We start from the raw sequence: 17,703 nt of genomic DNA, 5'->3' as shown, positions 1-17,703 counted from the left end.
GGTCAGATCGTCAGAGTTGTTTCGGGACTCTGACTTCTCTCGATCGCTCGATTCGGCGCGGGCGTTCGGATCGAGCCCGGAGAGCGCGAGCACGCGTTCCCGCGCCGCCGGCGCCGAGGGTGCGACGACGACCTGCCCGTCGACCGGCTCCTCGCCGATCGCCCGAAACACGTCGTCTTCGCCGTCGAACTCGGTCGCGTACGTTCGGAGGACCGCGGCCACGCGCCGTTCCGTGTCGCCGAGGTCGGCGTCGCCGCTCTCGAACGCGCGGAGGGCGTCCTCGACGTTTCGGATGGCGGAGATGCGGTCCATCTACGTCGTCCGCAGGTGTCCCTGCTTCGGCTCGTACACCTCGCCTTTCGTGCGGAGCTTCTCGATCTCCTGTTCGGCCTTCCCGGGGTCCATCCCGATCTCGCCGGCGCGGTCGAGCACCTCCTCGACGGGCGCGCCCTCCTCGTACTCGTCTTCGATGTCCGCGATGAGTCCCTTGATGTTCTTGATGCGGTCGCGCTGGCTCTTCGACGTGCCCGTCTCGACGACGTCGGCGTCGAACTGCCCCGTCTCCGGGTCGACGCCGATGTCTTTCAGACACGACTCGACGATGTCGGTCGCGCGGTCCGCGTCCTCGCGGTCGACGGTGTCCGAGAGCCGCACCCGCGCGCTCGCCTCCGAGAGCCGAACCAGCGCCTCCAGCTTCCGGGCGGTGACGGGAACCGGCGCGTCCTCGTCCGCCCCCTTCGAGCGCAGGTCGACGTAGAATTCCTCGATGAGGCTCTTGGCTTCCTCCGTCATCGTCGGGAAACAGGACCGCTTCGAGTGGGCGATGTACTTCCGGAGCAGTTCGGCGTCGATCTCCGGGGCGACCTCCTGGGTCACCTCCGCGACCTGCTCGGAGGTGAACTCCGAACTCGCCAGCTCCGTCCGCTGGGTGTTGAGCTCGCCGGCGTAGTTCGTCTTGATGATGTGTTTCGCCAGCCGGGAGTCGTGTTCCGGATCCGGGCTGTCCGTCACCGTGAAGATCAGGTCGAACCGCGAGATGAGCGCGGGCTCTAAGTCGATCTGCTCGCCGATCGGCTCGTACTGGTCGAACCGCCCGTACTTCGGGTTCGCGGCGCCCAGGAGGGAACACCGCGCTTTGAGCGTCGCGTTGATCCCCGCCTTCGAGACGGAGATCTTCTGCTGTTCGAGCCCCTCGTGCATCGCGGAGCGGTCCGACGCCTCCATCTTATCGAGTTCGTCGACTGCGGCGATCCCTTTGTCGGCGAGGACGAGCGCGCCGGCTTCGAGCGACCACTGCTGGCCGTCGCCGAAGTCATCTCTCACAGCTGCGGCCGTATTGTGCGTCACGATTCCGTTTCCGAGGAAGTTGTGGGTGTCCGGGACCGTGAGGTCGAACACCTCTTTTTTTCCGGTGTGTTCGGCGTCAACGACTTCGTCCCAGACGAGATCGGCGTCGGCAACCTCCTTGACCTCCCCGCCGATCGCGCCGAGATCGAGACTATCCACGATGGCTTTCGCCCGGGAACGACTTGGGTTCTGCCCCTTTACGAAATTCTGGCGGTATGCTGTAGACCCGCCGTCTGCCCGTGCGAGTGCGCTCCCCACCGGAAGCCGTTCACCACGCCGAGGCACGTCGCGGACGATGCTGCGTAGTGCCCGTGATTTTGCAGTCGACCGGAATCCGATCTGATCGGCGAACGCGTCGAGTTCCTTCCCGTAAATGGCAAGGTGCGTTTGGATCGAAGTCGATTCGATTTCGTGTCCGTCCGCCCGTGTGTAGGTCCCGCGGCGGTCACGCTCACGGGTTCGTGAACGGACGCCGTACGTCTCCAACATCAGTTGGACTTGCTCCGCGAGTTCGCCGCAGACGGTCGAGAACTGGACGCTCGATCCGCCGTCGTCACGTCCGCAAACTGACCCGTCCGCATCGAACAGGCCCCGGAGGAATGAGTCGGCGTGTTCCGCCGTCGTGAGTCCCGGATCGAGACGGATGTCGTCTTTCGGCGATTCAACGCCAACGTTGGCGAAAAAGCGGGCGACGGTCGCGCTGTGAAGACGAATGCAGGGGACACGCTCGTCCTGGTACTCGACCCGGACGGACCTCCCGAATTTGGCTTCGATGATATCGGCGGCCTGTTTCAGCAGGTCCGTGTTCGAGTTCGAGATCCGGACGTGACCGCGGTTGCCCCCTCGACGCGACACCATCACGTCGCCGTCACCGAAGACGAGTCCGATCAGATACATCAAATCCGCGTCGAATTTCTCGGGGATCGTCACACCGCTTCCGTGCCGAAGCATCGCCCGTTCGAGGCCGATGTCGTCGAGATGTACGTTGAGTGCATCGAGGACCGTATCGAGCTTTTCGCGTGGAATGTGACGGTTCGAGAGCGTGTCGTAAATAAAGTCCTCCGAGAGATCGAGTTCGGCGGCCGCGTTACGAAGCGTCCCGAACTCCTCGCAGAGACGAGTGCGGAGGCGTTCGATCGACTCGTCCGTCGGTTTCAGTTTTTCACCCGTGAACTCGACGTACTCACGAACTGACGGCGATGACCGGTCGATCCCGGTGTACCGGGGAACCGCAACGTGGTCGCCAACGCCTATCTCCGAAATCTCGCGCCACTCGATGCCGTGCTCGTCGCAGACGAGAACCGGCGTATTGACCGACGCTTCGAGATCCTTTCCGTGTGCCGTCTCGATCCGCCGACAGGACTTCTCGGGCATTCGCCACACGTGGGAACTCTCCGCGAGATCGATCGAGCCGTTGGAACGGTCGAACGTGTACAGATCGCGCGTCGATTCTGCGGCTGTTTCGATCTCGACCGGATCGGGGTGCTGGTCTGTGGCGATCTCCCGAATCGGGACGAACCCGTCGCTCGTGTGAATCTTCGTGTCACCAACTACGCAGAGCCCTGCAGCGGATGATCCTTTTCCTGATGTATAAACTGATCGTGGGGCAATATTTTCAACATAACTGATCATCTGACTTTTTCCGGTACCCGGGTCTCCGATCAGAAGCATATGCAGGTCCCCGCGGATCCGCGAGCCGTCGGGGAGGTGCTTGGTGACGCCGGAGAACAGCTGGAGGATCATCGCGAGCTTCTCCTCTTCGTAGCCGTAGATGGCGGGCGCGATGGAGTCGACCATCGCCTCGTAGATGTCGTCGCGCTCGGAGAGCTCGATGATCTCGCGTTTGTCCGCCTCGGTGATGTCCATGTCCTCGAACTCCTCGTCTTCGATGCCGATGGCGACGCCGTCCATGTACAGGTCGAAGATGGCGGACTTCTCGTTGCCCTGTTCGACCTGTTCGATGTGGAGGATGCCGACGGCGGTGACGTGGTCGCCGGGACTCACCTTGCCGGTGATGTCGTCGACGATGTCGACGTCGAGCGACTGGGGCGTTTCGCCGCCGCGGAGCCCCTCGGGAGACTCCTGGATGCGGAGCTTCTGAGAGTCGATAAACTCCGACTGGTCGAAGTTGACGCGGAAGGGGCCCTGCCGCTCACAGCCCTGACACTCGTGTGGTTCCTGGAAGCCGCCGTCGCTCTGGGGGATGTACGTCATCGTCCCGCAGCGCTGGCACTCGAAGGCGGCCTCGGTCACCTTGGGGCGGACGTCGGTCGCCTTGCGGACGATGCCCTTGACCGAGACGAGCTTGCCGATGTGGTCGTCGTGGACGCGGATCCCGCGGATGTCGATGCTCTCGGGGAGATTCTCGATCCGAACGTGCGCGCGGCCGAGGCTGACGTCGGCGGGGAGGTCGTAGAGCCGGAGCGCCTCCTCGGCGTACTCGCGCATCTGGTCGGGCTTCGTGCGGAAGTCCTCTGCGAGGTCGCGGTCGAACTGAAAGAGATCGTCGTAATCGACGTACAGGGAGCGCTGTTCGTTGGGGTAGTTCTGTGCGAGGGTGCCGATCTCCTCGCGGTAGTAGTTGCGGTAAAACTGAATGAACCGCTCCGTGAGGTCCTGATTCCCGGCCTGAGCCATTACGACGGCCCTTCGTCGGCATCACGTATGAACCTCATGCTCGGAGCGGAGGTGAACGGCCTCGCCGACTTCGGCACGCGATTTCGCGATCAGCGCGACCGGTGATCTCGCGACGAGTTTGTCCTACGCCTTCGTGACGAAGGTCGCGTCCGCGGAGGTACGGCCCTCGTTGAACGAGAGCACCTTCGCGCGGATCACGTCGCCTTTGCTGATCCCGTTCGGGATGTCTTCGGTGAAGACGACGAACCCCTCGACTTTGCCGACGGCGACTTCCGTACCGGAGTGGTGGTCCGTGAGTTCGGTGACGCCGAACTCGTAGGTCTCGCCGATCGAGACGGGCGGATCGCGCTCCTGTGCGGCGTCGTGGGCGCGTTTCGACTCGCGCGCGTCCGCCGACGGCCCGCGGATGCGGCGGACGATGACCAACAGTCCGAGCAGGACGACGACGGCGGCGATTCCCGCGGCGACCGGCGACGACGGTATCATACCGGCCGGTCGACCCGCGGTCACCTAAATACTCGGAGTTGCTGATGAGCGTCGTCTGGGGAGCCGTCGGCCGCGCCGACCGCATGAGAAACGCCTTTGCCCTCGAAGCCCCCGTCTCGATCCAATGCGAATCAGCCGCGGTCGCCGTCGACTCGTCCACGGGTGTGGTGCACCGTGAAGGTCGCGGACGCGGTGCCGGAGTTCGCCGACGCGTTCGGGTTCGAGGAGTTCAACCGGATGCAACGCGAGGCGCTGCCCGGCATCTTGGAGTCCGATCACAACGTCGTCGCGTCCGCGCCGACGGCGTCCGGCAAGACCGCGCTCGCCGAGCTCGCGATCTGCAAGACGCTCGCTGCGGGCGGGACCGCCCTCTTCATCGCGCCGCTTCGCGCGCTCACGAACGAGAAGGAAAGCGAGTGGGAGCGCTTCGAGGAGCTCGGCTACTCGGTGTACGTCGTCTCCGGCGAGCGCGACCTGAACCCGCGTCGCGCCGAGCGCGCGGACGTGCTCGTGACGACCCCCGAGAAGGCGGACAGCGCGACGCGGAAACACGACTCCGCTCGGTACTCGTTTATCACCGACGTCGACTGCGTCGTGATCGACGAGGTCCACCTGCTCGACTCCGAGAAGCGCGGCGCGGTGCTCGAAGTCACGGTCTCGCGGCTCCGTCGGCTACAGGAGCCGCGCGTCGTCGCGCTCTCGGCGACCATGCCGAACATCGACGACGTCGCCGAGTGGCTCGACGCGCCCGCGGAGACGACCTACGAGTTCGGGGACGCCTACCGCCCGGTCGATCTGGAGACCGGCGTGAAGACGTACTCGCACGGCTCGAACGCCTTCGCCGACAAGTACCGGCGGCTCTACCGCGCGCTCGACCTGGCCGAGCCGCACGTCCGCGAGGACGGGCAGGCGCTCGTGTTCGTCTCCTCGCGGCAGGACACGGTGCAGGCGGCGAAGAAGGCCCGCGACGAGATCACCGAACGGGACATTCCGATCGACTCTCGGGGCGACTACGACTACCACAACGAGGCGAAAGAGCTCACCAACGACACCCTTCGGCAATCCGTCACCGACGGCGTCGGCTTCCACCACGCCGGGCTCGGAAAGGACGACCGCGACCGCGTCGAGGAGTGGTTCAAACAGGGGAAGATCAAGCTGCTCTTCTCGACGTCGACGCTCGCGTGGGGCGTCAACCTCCCGGCGCGCTGTGTCGTCATTCGCGACACGAAGTACCACGACCCGTTGGAGGGCGAGACGGACATCTCTCCGCTCGACGTGCTCCAGATGCTCGGGCGGGCGGGCCGGCCCGGCTACGACGACGTCGGCTACGGCTGGGTGGTGTGTGACCACGCGGACGCCGATAAGTACCGGACGCTGCTGAAGGAGGGGAAACCGATCGAGTCACGGCTCGCCGGCGAGCTCGAGTCCCATCTCAACGCGGAGATCGCGATGGGCACTATCCGCGGGCTCGGCGACGTGATGGACTGGCTGGAGACGACGTTCTACTACGTCCGCGCGGGGTCGAAGCCCGACGAGTACGACTTCGGGACCCTCCGCGACCGCGTGCGCGACACCCTCGAATCGCTCGTCGACGACGGGTTCGTCGCGGCCGACGACGACCTCGCGATCGAGCCGTCGGCGCTCGGACGGCTCGCCTCGAAGTACTACCTCCGGCTCGACACCGCCCGCCGGTTCCGCCGGCTCGCCGACCGGGAGACGCTGACGGTCGACCGGATCCTGGAGACGGTCGCGGCCGCCGGCGAGTTCGACTCCGTCTCCGCGCGCTCGGCCGAAGCGGACGCGATCGATCGCATCCTCGACGGCCGCGACACCGAGCTGGCGGACGGCCACCGCAAGGTGTTCGCCATCCTGCTCGCGGGGATGGCCGACTCGATCCCCGCCGACCTCCGCTCGGACGCGTGGGTGATCCGGCAGAACGCACTCCGCCTGCTCGCCGCGCTCTCGGAGTTCCTCGACCGGTTCGCCGGCCCCCGCGCCGCCAACCTCGCGTGTCGCGTCGAGGCGCGCGTCGAACACGGCGTCTCCCGGGAGGCCGTCGCGCTCACCGCGATCGACGGCGTGGGGTCCGGGCGGGCGGAGCGGCTCGCGACTGCCGGGCTCACCTCACCCGCCGACGTGGTCGACGCCGGCGCGAGCGCGCTGGAAAACGCCGGTATGAGCGGCTCCGTCGCCGAGCGGATCGTCGAGGCGGCGCGTGACTGTCCGCGGATCGACGTCGACTGGGGCGCGTTCCCCGACTCGATCGCCGTCGGCGAAAACGAGCTGTGCGAGGTCGCGATCGCGACCGTCTCCGGACGCGCTCGAACGGGCATCCGCGTCACCGTCAACGACGTGGAGATGTCCGAGACCACGACGTACCTCGACGGAGAGACGACCGTGCCGATCGGGGTGTTCGGACCGCAAGACGCCGACGAGCTGGAGTTCGTCGTCGAGGTCGTCTTCCCCGATCTGCCGCTGATGCCGGTTCGGGCGACGCGAACGGTTCGCGTGGCGTAAGTCACGCTTCGCGCTCCCGTTTTGTGACGTCCACGCGGTAGCCGTCGAGGACGTCTCGACCGAGGAGGACGGGGTAATTCATGTGGCTCCGGTTCTCGATGCTCGCGGTCACGGTCTGCCACCGGTTACCGATTTTGACGTCGATCTCGACGAGCGGGCGCTTCTTTCGTCCGGTTTGCGATCCGGACTTCACGTGGACCGTGTCGATGATCGGGCCGGCGCCGATCTCCGCGGCGATATCGAAATCGATGCTCGTTCGCCGGGCGCCGGTGTCTGATTTGGCGACCACGTCGACCGCTCGTTGGCCCGCGCTCACCGTCACGCGCTCGGTGTAGCCGATCATCGTCAACTCCTCCGGCTCCGGATCGAGAGCCGGCTTACACTCCGGGACCGAGTCGTCGAGCACCGTCGAGAGCGCCGCGACGCGGTCGGAGTCGACCCGGCCGCCGGCGCTCTCGATCGCGAGGCCGGCGATGTGCGGCGCGGGGCTGATCCCCGTCGCCTCGAAGAGCCCTTTGAACCCCGCGGTCACGTTCACCTCGAGGACGTACCACGCGCCGTCACGGCACAGCAGGTCTACCCCGGCGTAATCGAGGTCGAGCACGTCGGCGGCCTCCCGCGAGAGCCGCGCCGCCTCCGCGGGGAGGTCGTCGGTGAAATCCTCGACCGCGCCGCCGACGGCGACGTTCGTGCGCCACTCGTCCGCCGGCGCGTACCGCTTCATCGCGGCGACGACCCGATCGCCGACGACGTACGCGCGGACGTCGAATGGTCGCTCCGCGTCGGTGTCGATAAACTCCTGTAGGAACGCCCGACGACGGGCGATGAGCGGAGAGACGGTGTCGTCCGCGTCGACGACCGTCATCCGGTCCCCGTTCGTCCCGATCGCGGACTTGTGGACCGCTTTCTCACTCGTGAGGCGGTTGCCCTCGTTTATCGTCCGGTGCGTGAAGGCGATGTAGGCGTCCGGAACCGGGATACCGGCCGCGGTGAGCGTCGCCGCGGCGCCGTACTTGTGCATGGTTCGGACGACGACCGGCGGCGGGTTCAACACGGGTCGCAAAGCGGCGTAGCTCGTTGCGATCCCGAGGTCGTCGAGCGGTTGTGCGGCCTTCGTCGTCAGCAGGCGGTTCGCGACGACGTCGACGTCGGGGTCGAAGCGGAGGCTCCCGGCCTCGATCCAGGACCGCGCGTTCTCCTCGCGGAGCCAGACCGGTTCGTGTCCCAGCGCGTGAACGGCATTGAGGATCGCTTTGGTCTCTTTGCTGTTGTGAAAACTCAGCACTCCGACCCGAACGGAGTCGGTCGAGCCTGACGTTCTCGACGGATCCGCACTGGGGGTCTCGCTCATATGTAGCCCTACGGAAACGATCTTGTTAAACTAATCACACGTTTTCCGTCTCCATGGATCGCGGACGCGTCGTTCGCGGGCCGGTCTCGCCGCCGACTTCTTAAATCCGAGAGCGGGGCAACCCCGCGGTATGCCGGAACGACTCCGCGTGCTCGCAGGCGACTGTCAGGTGACCGAACGCGGCGACCGCACCCGCACCCACCGCGGACGCGTCGTCGTCATCATCAAACCCGACGACACCACGCTCGTCCACGACGCCGACGGCTACCAGCCCGTCGCGTGGCTCACTCGCCCCGAGAGCGTCGTCGTCGAGGGCGACGGCGAGGGGTTCTCCGTCACCGCCCGCGACGGCGCCCGTCGACTCCGGATCGTCGCCGAGGAGGCGACCGCCAGCCGCGCGCTCCCGGTCACGGAGGCCGGCGTGCCGGTCGGGACCTGTCCCGACGACGGCGGGGCACTCGTGCGCTCGCGCGGCGACGTGGTCTGTCTAGCCTGCGAGCGGCGCCGGGGACTCCCGGCCGGCGCGAGCGTCACCGACGGGATCTGTGACGACTGCGGACTCCCGAAAATCCGCGTCGAGCGCGGGGAGCCGTTCCACCTGTGTCTCGACGCCGCCTGTGATCCCCTCGAAGACGCCGTCCGCGATCGGTTCGACCGCGTCTGGAACTGTCCGGACTGCAGGGGCGATCTCACGGTCGAGGCCGCACCCGGGCGGGTCTTCCTCGGGTGCGAACAGTATCCCGACTGCGAGACGACGTTCTCGATCCCCTCGGGAGTCGTCGTCGACGAGTGCGAGTGCGGGCTTCCCGTCTTCGAGACGGCGACCGGCCGCAGCTGTCTCGACGGAGGCTGCGAACACGGGGGCCACACGGCGGGCGAGGCGTGAACGGTAAGTGAAAAACGGTGTGCTCTACAGGCGGTTCACTCGGCCAACTGCTCGCGGCCCGGTGCGATGAGTCGGTCGAGGTACTCGGCGAGCGCGCCCTTCGCGTCGGCGGGGTGTAGCTCGCCGGACTCGAGATCGGCTTCGAGGTCGTCGTAGGCGTCGTACTCCAAGTCGCCGCCGTACTCCTCCGGCCGCTCGACGACGACCGTCTCGAACCGCGGGAACACGTGGTACTCGAACACCTGTAGGACGGGGTTCTCGCGCTCCGCGCCGTCGTCGGTCGGCTCGGGGTCCGCGGTCGGCGGACAGTACGCCTTGTTCACCTTCGACTCGATGTCCTCGCGGGAGTCCTCCATCGAGATGGTGACGCCCGTACTGGAGGACATCTTCCCGTGACCGGTACTGAGGTCGGCGATAAGCGGAGTGTGGAGACTCGTCGGCGGTTCGCGGTCGATGCTCGGGAGCACGTCGCGCGCGAGCATGTGGACCTTGCGCTGTTCCATCCCGCCGACCGCCAGATCGACGCCGAGATACGGAATGTCGAGCGCCTGCATCAGCGGGTACACCGCCTGCGACACCTTCACCGAGTCGCTCGAGGTGATCTCGGCCATCGCGCGCTCGGCCCGCGCGAGCGTCGTCTCCAGCTCTAAGGAGTGCAGGTCCAGCGTGTAGTCGTCGTCGAGCTGGAAGTCGGAGCCGAGCACGAACTGCGTGCTCGACTCGTCGAGCCCGTAGGCGATGAACTGGTCGCGCATCCGCTCTGCGGTGTGACGGATCTCCTCGAACGAGCCCTTGTCGTTGAGGTACGCGTGCACGTCGGCGAGCAGCACCGTCACCTCGAACCCGGCCTCCTGCAGGTCGATGAGCTTGTTCGCGGTGAGCATGTGCCCGATGTGGAGGACGCCGGAGGGCTCGTAGCCGACGTACGCCCGCTTCCCGTCGGGGTCGTCGGCCAGCGCCTCGATCTCCTCCTCGGTGACCACCTCGGCCGCGTTCCGGGTGATCCGCTCGTAGGCATCCATACTCCCGACTGTGCGGTTGTCGGACATATGACTTCTGGATGCGTGCGGACGCGTGGCGACGTGAAGCGGGGAGCCGGGCGGTCAGTACGCAGGCAGCTCCGGCGGCCTCTCGCTCCGTTCGCGGGTCTCGACCTCGTCGGCGAGCTCGCGCATGAACGGGTGGACGGTGTTCGCCATGAACATCACCGGCTGGTCGGTCGCGAGCAGCCGGTCGAGCACCGTCTCCGCGTCGGTCGCGTCCGTGTCGTGTTCGGTCGCCGGTCCGTCGACCCGTCGGGCGAACACGCCCGTGTACGCGCCTCCGACGTGGACCCGGTCGATGAGTCCGCGCTCGAACAGGATGTCGATATACTCCACGAACGAAGCCGTCCGACCCCGCCGGTCCCGCCGCAGGAACACGAACGGACAGACGAGCTCCGCGTCGTCACCCGTTCCGGCGAGCTGGCGGCGGAACAGCTCCGTGCTCTCGATCTCGTTGACCTTCGCCGCGTTGAACACCCGTCCGTCCGGCAGGTCCGTCCACTCCGGTTGGATGGCGTCGAGCATGGAGTGGAGCTCTGCGTCGTCGATCCGCGGCTCCCCGAGGTGATCGAGGACGTGGTTGAGCATGTGGACGGTCTCCGCCCCGGTGAGGTGGCGGTGTCGCTCGGGCACGTCGACCTGCTCGATCGTCGCCCCGCGCGCCTCGATCTCCTCCTTGAGGTAGTCGTGGATGGCGCCGTGCTGCTCGTCGCTGATGACGTGACACCCCTCAGGGACCGAGCGGGCGAACGAGCGAGCGATGTCCTGTCGCGTCTCGCCCAGCGTGTCGTTGTGGTCCTGGCGCACGTTACAGAACAGGAGGACGTTCGGCCGGAGGAACCGCTCGTTGACCATCCGCATCGTGTACTCGGTGATCGCCTGGTTCTCCATGACGATGGCGTCCTCCGGCTCCGTCTCGGTGAGCTGCGGGACGAACTCCCGGAGCAGGTTCAGGTTCTCGTACAGCGTCACCCGCGGCCCCCGGCGCTGGATCGGGATCGTTCGACCGTTGTGGTACGAGGTGGGATGGTCGCCGGTGATCTTCGTGTAGGTGTCGTACCCGCGCTCGGTCAGTACGGACCCCAGTCGCTTCGCGGTCGACGACTTCCCGCGGATCCCCGAGACGCCGATCCGGACCTCGGTCTCGTCGAGGTGGGCTTGGTGGGATCGCCCGCGGCCGAACAGCTCGCGAGCACGGTCCACGATCGACGGCTTCTCGAGGGGCGTCCCTCCGTATGACAGCCCCTTGCCCCGGTCGAACGGCCACATCAGCCGTCACCTCCTGAGAGGACGGACGCCGAGAGCACCGCCTCGTCGTCCGGCGACTCGATCCGCCAGCGGTACGCGACCGCGAGGCACGCGGCGACGACGACGACGCCGACGAGCGCGACAAGCGGCGTGAGCTCCTGGAGGACGCCCCGCTGGTACGGGTCGACGACGGTGCGAACGAGCAGGAGCATCCCGACGAAGGCGGCGACGGCGAGGAACGGCTGCTGGCGGCGCTCGAGCGGCGGCGTCACGTGGACCGCGTAGGCGTCGACGCCGGCGATGACGCCGACGAACAGCGCCGACAGCCCGCGGATGATGGGGAGCTGCGTCGTGAACGCGAGCGCCGCGAGCGTGCCGACGCCGCAGCCGATGCTGATGAGCACGCGGCCGTACAAGAGCGTCGTCCGGTGGACCGCCCAGGTGGCGACCAGGGAGACGACGAACGAGAGGAGAAACAGCGCGAGGAGCCAGCGGCTGACGAGCGCGAACAGCGCCAACAGCGCCATCGACACGATGCCGATCCGAACGCCGAACTCCCGGCGGACCAGCTCCGAGACCGCCATCCCGACGGCGAGGAACGCGGTGATGGTCGTTCGGATCTCGATGTTCGGTGCCAGGTACCCGTCGACGACGGCTCCCCTGAGAACGGCCACGTCGGCCGTCCGGGCGAACAGGACGAGTGGGGTGAGATCCCCCAGGAGGCTGGCGGTCCGCGGTCCGACGAGAACGATCCCGAGGAGCCAGAGCCCGAGGACCAGTCCGGTCGTGTACAGCAGGTCCTGCCGTCGGTACTCCGGTTTGGTCTGGGCGACGTTGTACGCGGCGAGCCCCGGGAGGATGCTGCCGACGAGGAGGATGGGGTTTACGTCGAAGAGGCCCGGCGCGACCGTAGCGACGACGAGGTAGCCGACGATGGGAACGACCGCGCCGGCCGCGAGCGCCACGAGGAACTCGTCGCGACCGTACATCAGCGTCCGCTCTTTCGCCTGCCATAACAGCAGGTAGGCCACGACGGCGCTCACGAGGAACACGGGGAGCGTCAGGAACTCCGTGAGCGCGTACACGACCAGCGTCGGTACCAGGATCGCCCCGCCGAGCCGGAGTCCCTTCGTCTGCGTCACAGCCGCCGTCGAAAAGAAGCCGATCGCCGAGAGCAGCGATGCGATTATCACGGTAGGTAGCGACTACCTGTCCTTCCACGCACATAAACGCTGGCTGTCGAGTCGGACGATCCGACCGTGTCATCCGTCGGGTCAGACGACCCGAGGTCTACTCCTCGGTCTCCGGCAGCGTCCGCCCCGCCCGGTGCTCCGAGATGATCCGGTCGAGATGCTCCTGTTTCTCGGCTTTCCGCCGACGCTCGGCCCGGCTTTCCCAGTCGTCGATGGCGGCTTCGAGGGTCGCCTCGTCCGCGACCGCCAGTTCGTCGACCTCGCGGACGGGGACCGCGTCGACCGGGACGACCGGCACGTCGTGGTCGAACAGCACCTGATCGGCCACCTCCGAGAGGTTCCCGTCGCGGATCACCGCCCGCGGGTCCGTTTCGGCCAGCCGCTCGGCGGTGCGCCGGCCGGCCCCGGAGGCGTCGCGGAGGTACACCACGTCGCCGGCGACGAGTCCGTAGGCCTCGTCGGCCGCCTCCAGCGCGTCGAGGGTGAACTGCTCCGCGACCTTCACGCTCGCGAGCCCCCGGTCGGCGGCGACGTGCTCGAAGTTGGAGTGGTCGAGCCGCCACAGCTCCTTGAGCGTCTCCACTTTCCCCTCCAGTTCGTCCGCCCGTTCCCTGGCCTCGTCGCGCTCGCGCTCCAGTCGGTCGGTCTCACGTTCGAGTCGGGAGACCGCCCGGCGGGTGCGCGCTTCGATCCGCTCCTCGCGTTTCGCCTCCTCCAGTTTCCCCTCCAGGTCGGCGATCCGGTCGTCGCGCTCGTCGAGGTCGGCCTCCAGCGACGCCGCGTGCGACTCCAGCCGATCGACGCGCTCGCGGAGCCGCCGGATCGTCTCCTCCTCCTCGGTGCGTTCGGGCTCGGTCGGATCGGTCGCCGACTCGCCGTCCGCCTCCCCGTTCCCGCTTCCGTTTCTGTCGTCTTCGCTCAGGTCCTCGACGACGGCCTCGACGGAGGCGCCGCCGGCGACGACGCCCGCGATCACCGCCTCGCGGTCGAGTCGGGGCGGCGTCTTCGCGGCGATCCGCTCGAACTGGTCTTCGTGGTCGTCGTAGGCGTACAGCGCGGCCGCCAGCGCGTCGCGCTCGTGATCGTTCGCGTAGTTCGTCTCGCGGGTCCGGTGGAGCTTCTCGTCGACGGGCAGATCCGTCGTCGGTCGCCACCCCGCCGCGTCGAACGAGCGCCGGAATTTCTCGACGGTCTCCGGCATCGGCTCCACGTCGGCGGCGACGATGATCGGCCGCCCCTGCTCGATTATCCACTCGGTCACGTCGGCGGTGTCGGCGGTCCGCGAGGAGAACAGGTCGTGGACCGTCCCGTCGAGCCCGACGACGGCGGCCGCGGTGGTGGTTCCGGGGTCGATCCCGACGATCACCCGGTCGCGCCGCTGGACGAGCGGCTCGTACTCGATCCCGTCTCGTCGCTCTCGCTCGACCTCGACGCGCACGTCGCCGGCCCGCGAGTTCGACACCGGGATCTCCTCCGGCCGGGCCTCGACGGTGAACGTCGCGTTCGCGTAGCCGCCGTACTTCTCGGTCACGTCGCGCTCGAAGTCGAGGTTCGCCTCCTTCAGCTTCGACTGGACCTGTCGCGTCCGCTTCCTGACGTTCCCGTGGATTCGTCGGGTGTAGCGGTCCTGACTCCACCCGCCCTTCCCGGTCGACCGGCCGCGAGACACCTTCACTCTCGTCTCATTGGTGAACGCGGTCACCTCGTGGCCGACGTTGGCCGCGGCCAGCCGGGCCGACGCCTCCGCTTCCTTCATCGGCTCTTTCCCGTACGGGATCCCGTGGCGCGAGGCGACCCGCGAGAGCGGCTCCGGGCGCTCCGCGCCGGTCACCTGCACCAGTCGGGTGCCGTCGGGAAGCGATCGGAGGAACCCGACGAGTTCGTTTTTGTTCGCCGCCAGCTCGTAGGCGTTGTCGGTGGCGACGTACAGCGGGTTTCGGTCGTCGATCAGCCGGCAGAGCTTCCGGAACGAGACGACGTCGCGGGTGACGCGAGCGAGCGGGCCGTCGACGTCGGGCGCGTCCGGATCGTCGTCGTCGACCGGATCGAGAATCACGAGGGCGTAGGAGGGGTCGTCGCCGCGAACGTCGCCGCTGTGGACGTCGACGCCGAACACCGGCCGGTCGCGGGCGCGGATGGTCCGGGTTGTCACGTACTCACGTAGGCCGTTGGCGCGTATATACCCCACGCCGGGTGTGGCGGTTTCGACCTCGGTATCGTCATTGTCGATGCGTTATTCACTATCTACTCAGGAAATCAAACGAGCAGCTCAGGCCCGAAAACCCACTAGTTCACGCTTTTGGACAACTCGGCTCCCGCTTTGAATTTGACCACGTTCTTCGCCGCGCTCTTGATCTCTTTTCCTGTCTGCGGGTTGCGCCCGGTTCGGGCAGACCGCTTCGAGATGCTGAACGAGCCGAACCCGATCAGCTCCACGGTTTCGCCTTCGTTAAGCGCGTTTGTTGTGGCGCTGATAAATCCGTCAAGTGCCTTCTTCGCGTCGGCCTTCGAGAGGCCCTTGCCTGTCTCGGCCACGACGCGGTCTGCATCGATGACGACATCCGCAGAGCGGCATTTGGACCCGGCCTCGTTTCGGCGCTGATCACCGTTTCCGGGGTTGAGATCGAGTGCGGCGCCGAACGCCGGACAGACGTCGAAATCGACTGCAGACTCGTCTCTCGCGGTGTTTCCGTTGGCGTTTCGGACGCGGCTGGAGACGGAGAACATCCCGAAGTCGGGGAGCGCCACGCGGTCGCCGTTCGCCAGCGCTTTGGTGGTGGCCTCGGCGAACCCCTCGAGTGCGCGCTTGGCGTCGGCTTTGCTGATTCCGGCTTGGCTTGCTATCGCCTCAACGAGTTCTGCCTTGTCTGCTGCAACCGATCCCGGAACAGTGGCGATGCCGAGTCCGAGGAGGATTGAGAGGGTGCTGCCGTTGTAGAGAACGTCTCGGCGCGAGTGAGTCGATTGGTGTTGGCTACCGGATCTCATGAATAATCAGGTATTACAGAGCACGCAGAAGCTTAAGCTATCTGTAATTATATTTTACAGTACATATGGTGGCAGCGTTGTGACCAGCTCTCCCGCACTCGCCGCACTCGAGTCAGCACGTGCCTCGTCGAGCGGTTCGACAGCGCCGGCTCAGTACAAGTCCCCGAGGTCCGCCTCGACGTGCGAGTGCTCGTCGGCCGGGAACTCCCCGCTCGCGACGGCGTCCCGGTACGCCTCGACCGCCTCGGTCATCTCCGCCCGAACGTCCCCGAACTGCCGCGAGAAGGGCGGCGACCACTCGCCGAGACCGACGACGTCGTTGATGACGAGCACCTGTCCGTCGCAGTCGGGGCCGGCGCCGATGCCGATCGTCGGGATGTCGAGCGCCTCCGTGACGGCCGCGGCGAGGTTCGCCGGGACGTGTTCCAAGACGAGCGCGAACGCGCCGGCCTCGGCGTGGGCCCCGGCGAGGTCGATTATCTCCTCGGCGGCGTCCTGGTCGGTCCCCTGTCTCGTGTACCCGCCGAGGCGGTTGACGTGCTGAGGGGTCAAGCCGAGGTGCGCCATCACCGGGATTCCCACGTCGGCCATGCGGCGCGTGGTCTCGACGGTGTGGGGGCCGCTCTCGATTTTCACCGCGTCGGCGTCGGCCTCCTTCAGGAGCTCGCCGGCGTTGCGCACCGACTCCGCCTCGTCGACGCCGAACGAGAGGAACGGCATGTCGGCGACGACCAGCGCGTCCTCGGTCGCGCGGGCGACCGCCGCGGTCCGGCTCTTGACCTCCGCCATCGTCACGGGGAGCGTGGAGTCGTAGCCCAGGGCCGCGTTGCCCATGCTGTCGCCGACGAGCACGACGTCGATACCGGCCTCGTCGACGATCGCCGCCGTCGGGGCGTCGTAGGCGGTCAGCATCGTGATCGGCGCCTCGCGATCCCGGAGTCCCCGCGTCGTTGTCATACCTCGAAGCGTCCCCCCGCGAGCGGTTAAACTCGCCGGGATCCGGAAACGCGGACCGCCACCGATTTGTCGATTCGCGACGGAGAGCCGTCCGTGCAACCTGTCGAGCGGGCCGAGTACGACGGCGTCGACTACGCCTGGGTGATGCAGACGACGTTCGTCGTCACCATCCTCGTCGGCGCGCCGACCGTCGCGATCCTCTCCGGCTTCGTCACGCTCGACACGTGGGGCGCCCGCGCGGCGTTCGCGATCCGCGTCGGCGCGCCGATCTGGTTTCTCACCGCCGTCGTCGTCGCCGCCTACGCGAAGCGGACCGAGGCCGGCGACGGCGGCGGAACGACCGACGACAGCGAGAGCGGCGACGCCGGAGCCGACAAAGCGCCCGACTGCGGGGAGTGACCGGCCGCTCCGAGGGTTCCGTTACACCGTCTCAGCGAGCAGCGCCGATACCCACGCGTAGTCGACGCCGGCGCGCTCGGCCGTCACGGCGTCTCGTTCCGAGTCGCCGACGAAAAGCGTCCGATCCGGATCGGCGCCGAGCCGGTCGATCGCCGCGAGCAGCGACTCCGGCTCCGGCTTGTGCGTCTCGACCGTGTCGCGGCCGACGATCGCGTCCGCGTCGATCGCGGCGCCGAGCCCGTGCGTTTCGACCGCGATCCGACAGGCGTCCTCGCAGTTGAGCGAACACACGCCGACCGATATCGGTCCGTCAACCGCGCCGTCCGCCGCGGTCGGCTCGCTCGTCCCTCCGTCCGTCTCCTCTCGGTTGCTCGCCGCGACGAGCCGTTCGCCCAGCGGGAGCAGCAGCGACTCCTGGGCGCCCGACCGCTCGTGGAGCGCGATCGCCTCCTCGACGGGCTCGCCGACACCGTACTCCTCGGCGGCTTCGAGGAGCCCCCACAGGTCGTCCGTCGGCGGGATGATCGCGTGTTCCGCGTACACGTCGAGGACGCGGTCGGCGACCTCGGCCCAATCGACCGCGAGTTCGACGAGCGTGCCGTCGAGGTCGTAGACGATCGCGTCGTAAGCGCTGTCTCTTATACACATCTC

The 17,703-nt window shown here is 67.1% G+C and carries 13 protein-coding genes and 1 pseudogene; 3 read left to right on the top strand and 11 right to left on the bottom strand.

Annotated elements, in window-relative coordinates; translation table 11 throughout:
• Positions 1 to 68: 68 nt before the first annotated feature.
• The 3 genes and pseudogenes from C461_RS11720 to C461_RS11710 all read right to left on the bottom strand — a co-directional run.
• Positions 69 to 312 (bottom strand): annotated as a pseudogene (locus tag C461_RS11720) (DUF7854 family protein); the annotation flags it as partial.
• Positions 313 to 3,984: an LAGLIDADG family homing endonuclease gene (locus C461_RS11715; protein WP_008001485.1), complete on the bottom strand. Its 3,672-nt coding sequence runs from the start codon at positions 3,982 to 3,984 to the stop codon at positions 313 to 315.
• A gap of 123 nt (positions 3,985 to 4,107) precedes the next feature.
• Positions 4,108 to 4,470 (bottom strand): TRAM domain-containing protein, encoded by a 363-nt coding sequence (locus tag C461_RS11710; protein WP_008001483.1) that lies wholly within the window; start codon positions 4,468 to 4,470, stop codon positions 4,108 to 4,110.
• A 174-nt stretch (positions 4,471 to 4,644) separates the two neighbouring features.
• Here C461_RS11710 and C461_RS11705 point away from each other — a divergent pair, with 174 nt between their 5' ends.
• On the top strand, positions 4,645 to 6,987 hold the full coding sequence (locus C461_RS11705; protein ID WP_008001481.1) for a DEAD/DEAH box helicase: 2,343 nt from the start codon (positions 4,645 to 4,647) through the stop codon (positions 6,985 to 6,987).
• A gap of 1 nt (position 6,988) precedes the next feature.
• Here the strand turns inward: C461_RS11705 and C461_RS11700 are convergent, their stop codons facing one another.
• Positions 6,989 to 8,338, bottom strand: coding sequence for a putative ATP-dependent zinc protease (locus C461_RS11700; RefSeq protein WP_008001479.1), 1,350 nt, complete (start codon positions 8,336 to 8,338; stop codon positions 6,989 to 6,991).
• 130 nt (positions 8,339 to 8,468) lie between these two features.
• Between C461_RS11700 and C461_RS11695 the strand changes: the two genes are divergently transcribed.
• Entirely contained in the window at positions 8,469 to 9,224 is a 756-nt protein-coding gene (locus C461_RS11695; protein WP_008001477.1) for a topoisomerase DNA-binding C4 zinc finger domain-containing protein, read from the top strand.
• A gap of 35 nt (positions 9,225 to 9,259) precedes the next feature.
• Here the strand turns inward: C461_RS11695 and C461_RS11690 are convergent, their stop codons facing one another.
• The 6 genes from C461_RS11690 to panB form a co-directional block, all read right to left on the bottom strand.
• The gene (locus tag C461_RS11690) at positions 9,260 to 10,246 is read right to left on the bottom strand and encodes a tyrosine--tRNA ligase (protein WP_008001475.1); all 987 of its coding nucleotides are present in this window, start codon (positions 10,244 to 10,246) and stop codon (positions 9,260 to 9,262) included.
• An 81-nt stretch (positions 10,247 to 10,327) separates the two neighbouring features.
• The gene (locus C461_RS11685) at positions 10,328 to 11,536 is read right to left on the bottom strand and encodes a hypothetical protein (RefSeq protein WP_008001474.1); all 1,209 of its coding nucleotides are present in this window, start codon (positions 11,534 to 11,536) and stop codon (positions 10,328 to 10,330) included.
• Complete coding sequence (locus tag C461_RS11680; protein ID WP_008001473.1) at positions 11,536 to 12,708, bottom strand: poly-gamma-glutamate biosynthesis protein PgsC/CapC; 1,173 nt, start codon at positions 12,706 to 12,708, stop codon at positions 11,536 to 11,538. Before C461_RS11680 ends, C461_RS11685 begins: the two co-directional genes overlap by 1 nt.
• 97 nt (positions 12,709 to 12,805) lie before the next feature.
• On the bottom strand, positions 12,806 to 14,860 hold the full coding sequence (locus C461_RS11675; protein ID WP_049906593.1) for a DUF460 domain-containing protein: 2,055 nt from the start codon (positions 14,858 to 14,860) through the stop codon (positions 12,806 to 12,808).
• A 134-nt stretch (positions 14,861 to 14,994) separates the two neighbouring features.
• Entirely contained in the window at positions 14,995 to 15,696 is a 702-nt protein-coding gene (locus C461_RS16330; RefSeq protein WP_080506287.1) for an HU family DNA-binding protein, read from the bottom strand.
• A gap of 150 nt (positions 15,697 to 15,846) precedes the next feature.
• The gene (gene panB, locus C461_RS11665; RefSeq protein WP_008001470.1) at positions 15,847 to 16,653 is read right to left on the bottom strand and encodes a 3-methyl-2-oxobutanoate hydroxymethyltransferase; all 807 of its coding nucleotides are present in this window, start codon (positions 16,651 to 16,653) and stop codon (positions 15,847 to 15,849) included.
• A 93-nt stretch (positions 16,654 to 16,746) separates the two neighbouring features.
• On the opposite strand from panB, the gene C461_RS11660 reads away from it, so the two are divergent.
• Complete coding sequence (locus C461_RS11660; RefSeq protein WP_049906592.1) at positions 16,747 to 17,052, top strand: DUF5822 domain-containing protein; 306 nt, start codon at positions 16,747 to 16,749, stop codon at positions 17,050 to 17,052.
• Positions 17,053 to 17,073: 21 nt separating this feature from the next.
• On the opposite strand, the gene C461_RS11655 is transcribed toward C461_RS11660, so the two are convergent.
• The gene (locus tag C461_RS11655; protein ID WP_049906619.1) at positions 17,074 to 17,700 is read right to left on the bottom strand and encodes an HAD family hydrolase; all 627 of its coding nucleotides are present in this window, start codon (positions 17,698 to 17,700) and stop codon (positions 17,074 to 17,076) included.
• Positions 17,701 to 17,703: the final 3 nt, after the last annotated feature.

Source organism: Halorubrum aidingense JCM 13560 (genome assembly GCF_000336995.1).
Lineage (GTDB): Archaea > Halobacteriota > Halobacteria > Halobacteriales > Haloferacaceae > Halorubrum > Halorubrum aidingense.
Note: the sequence above shows the minus strand (reverse complement) of the source record. Positions and strands in the feature narration are given on the sequence as shown.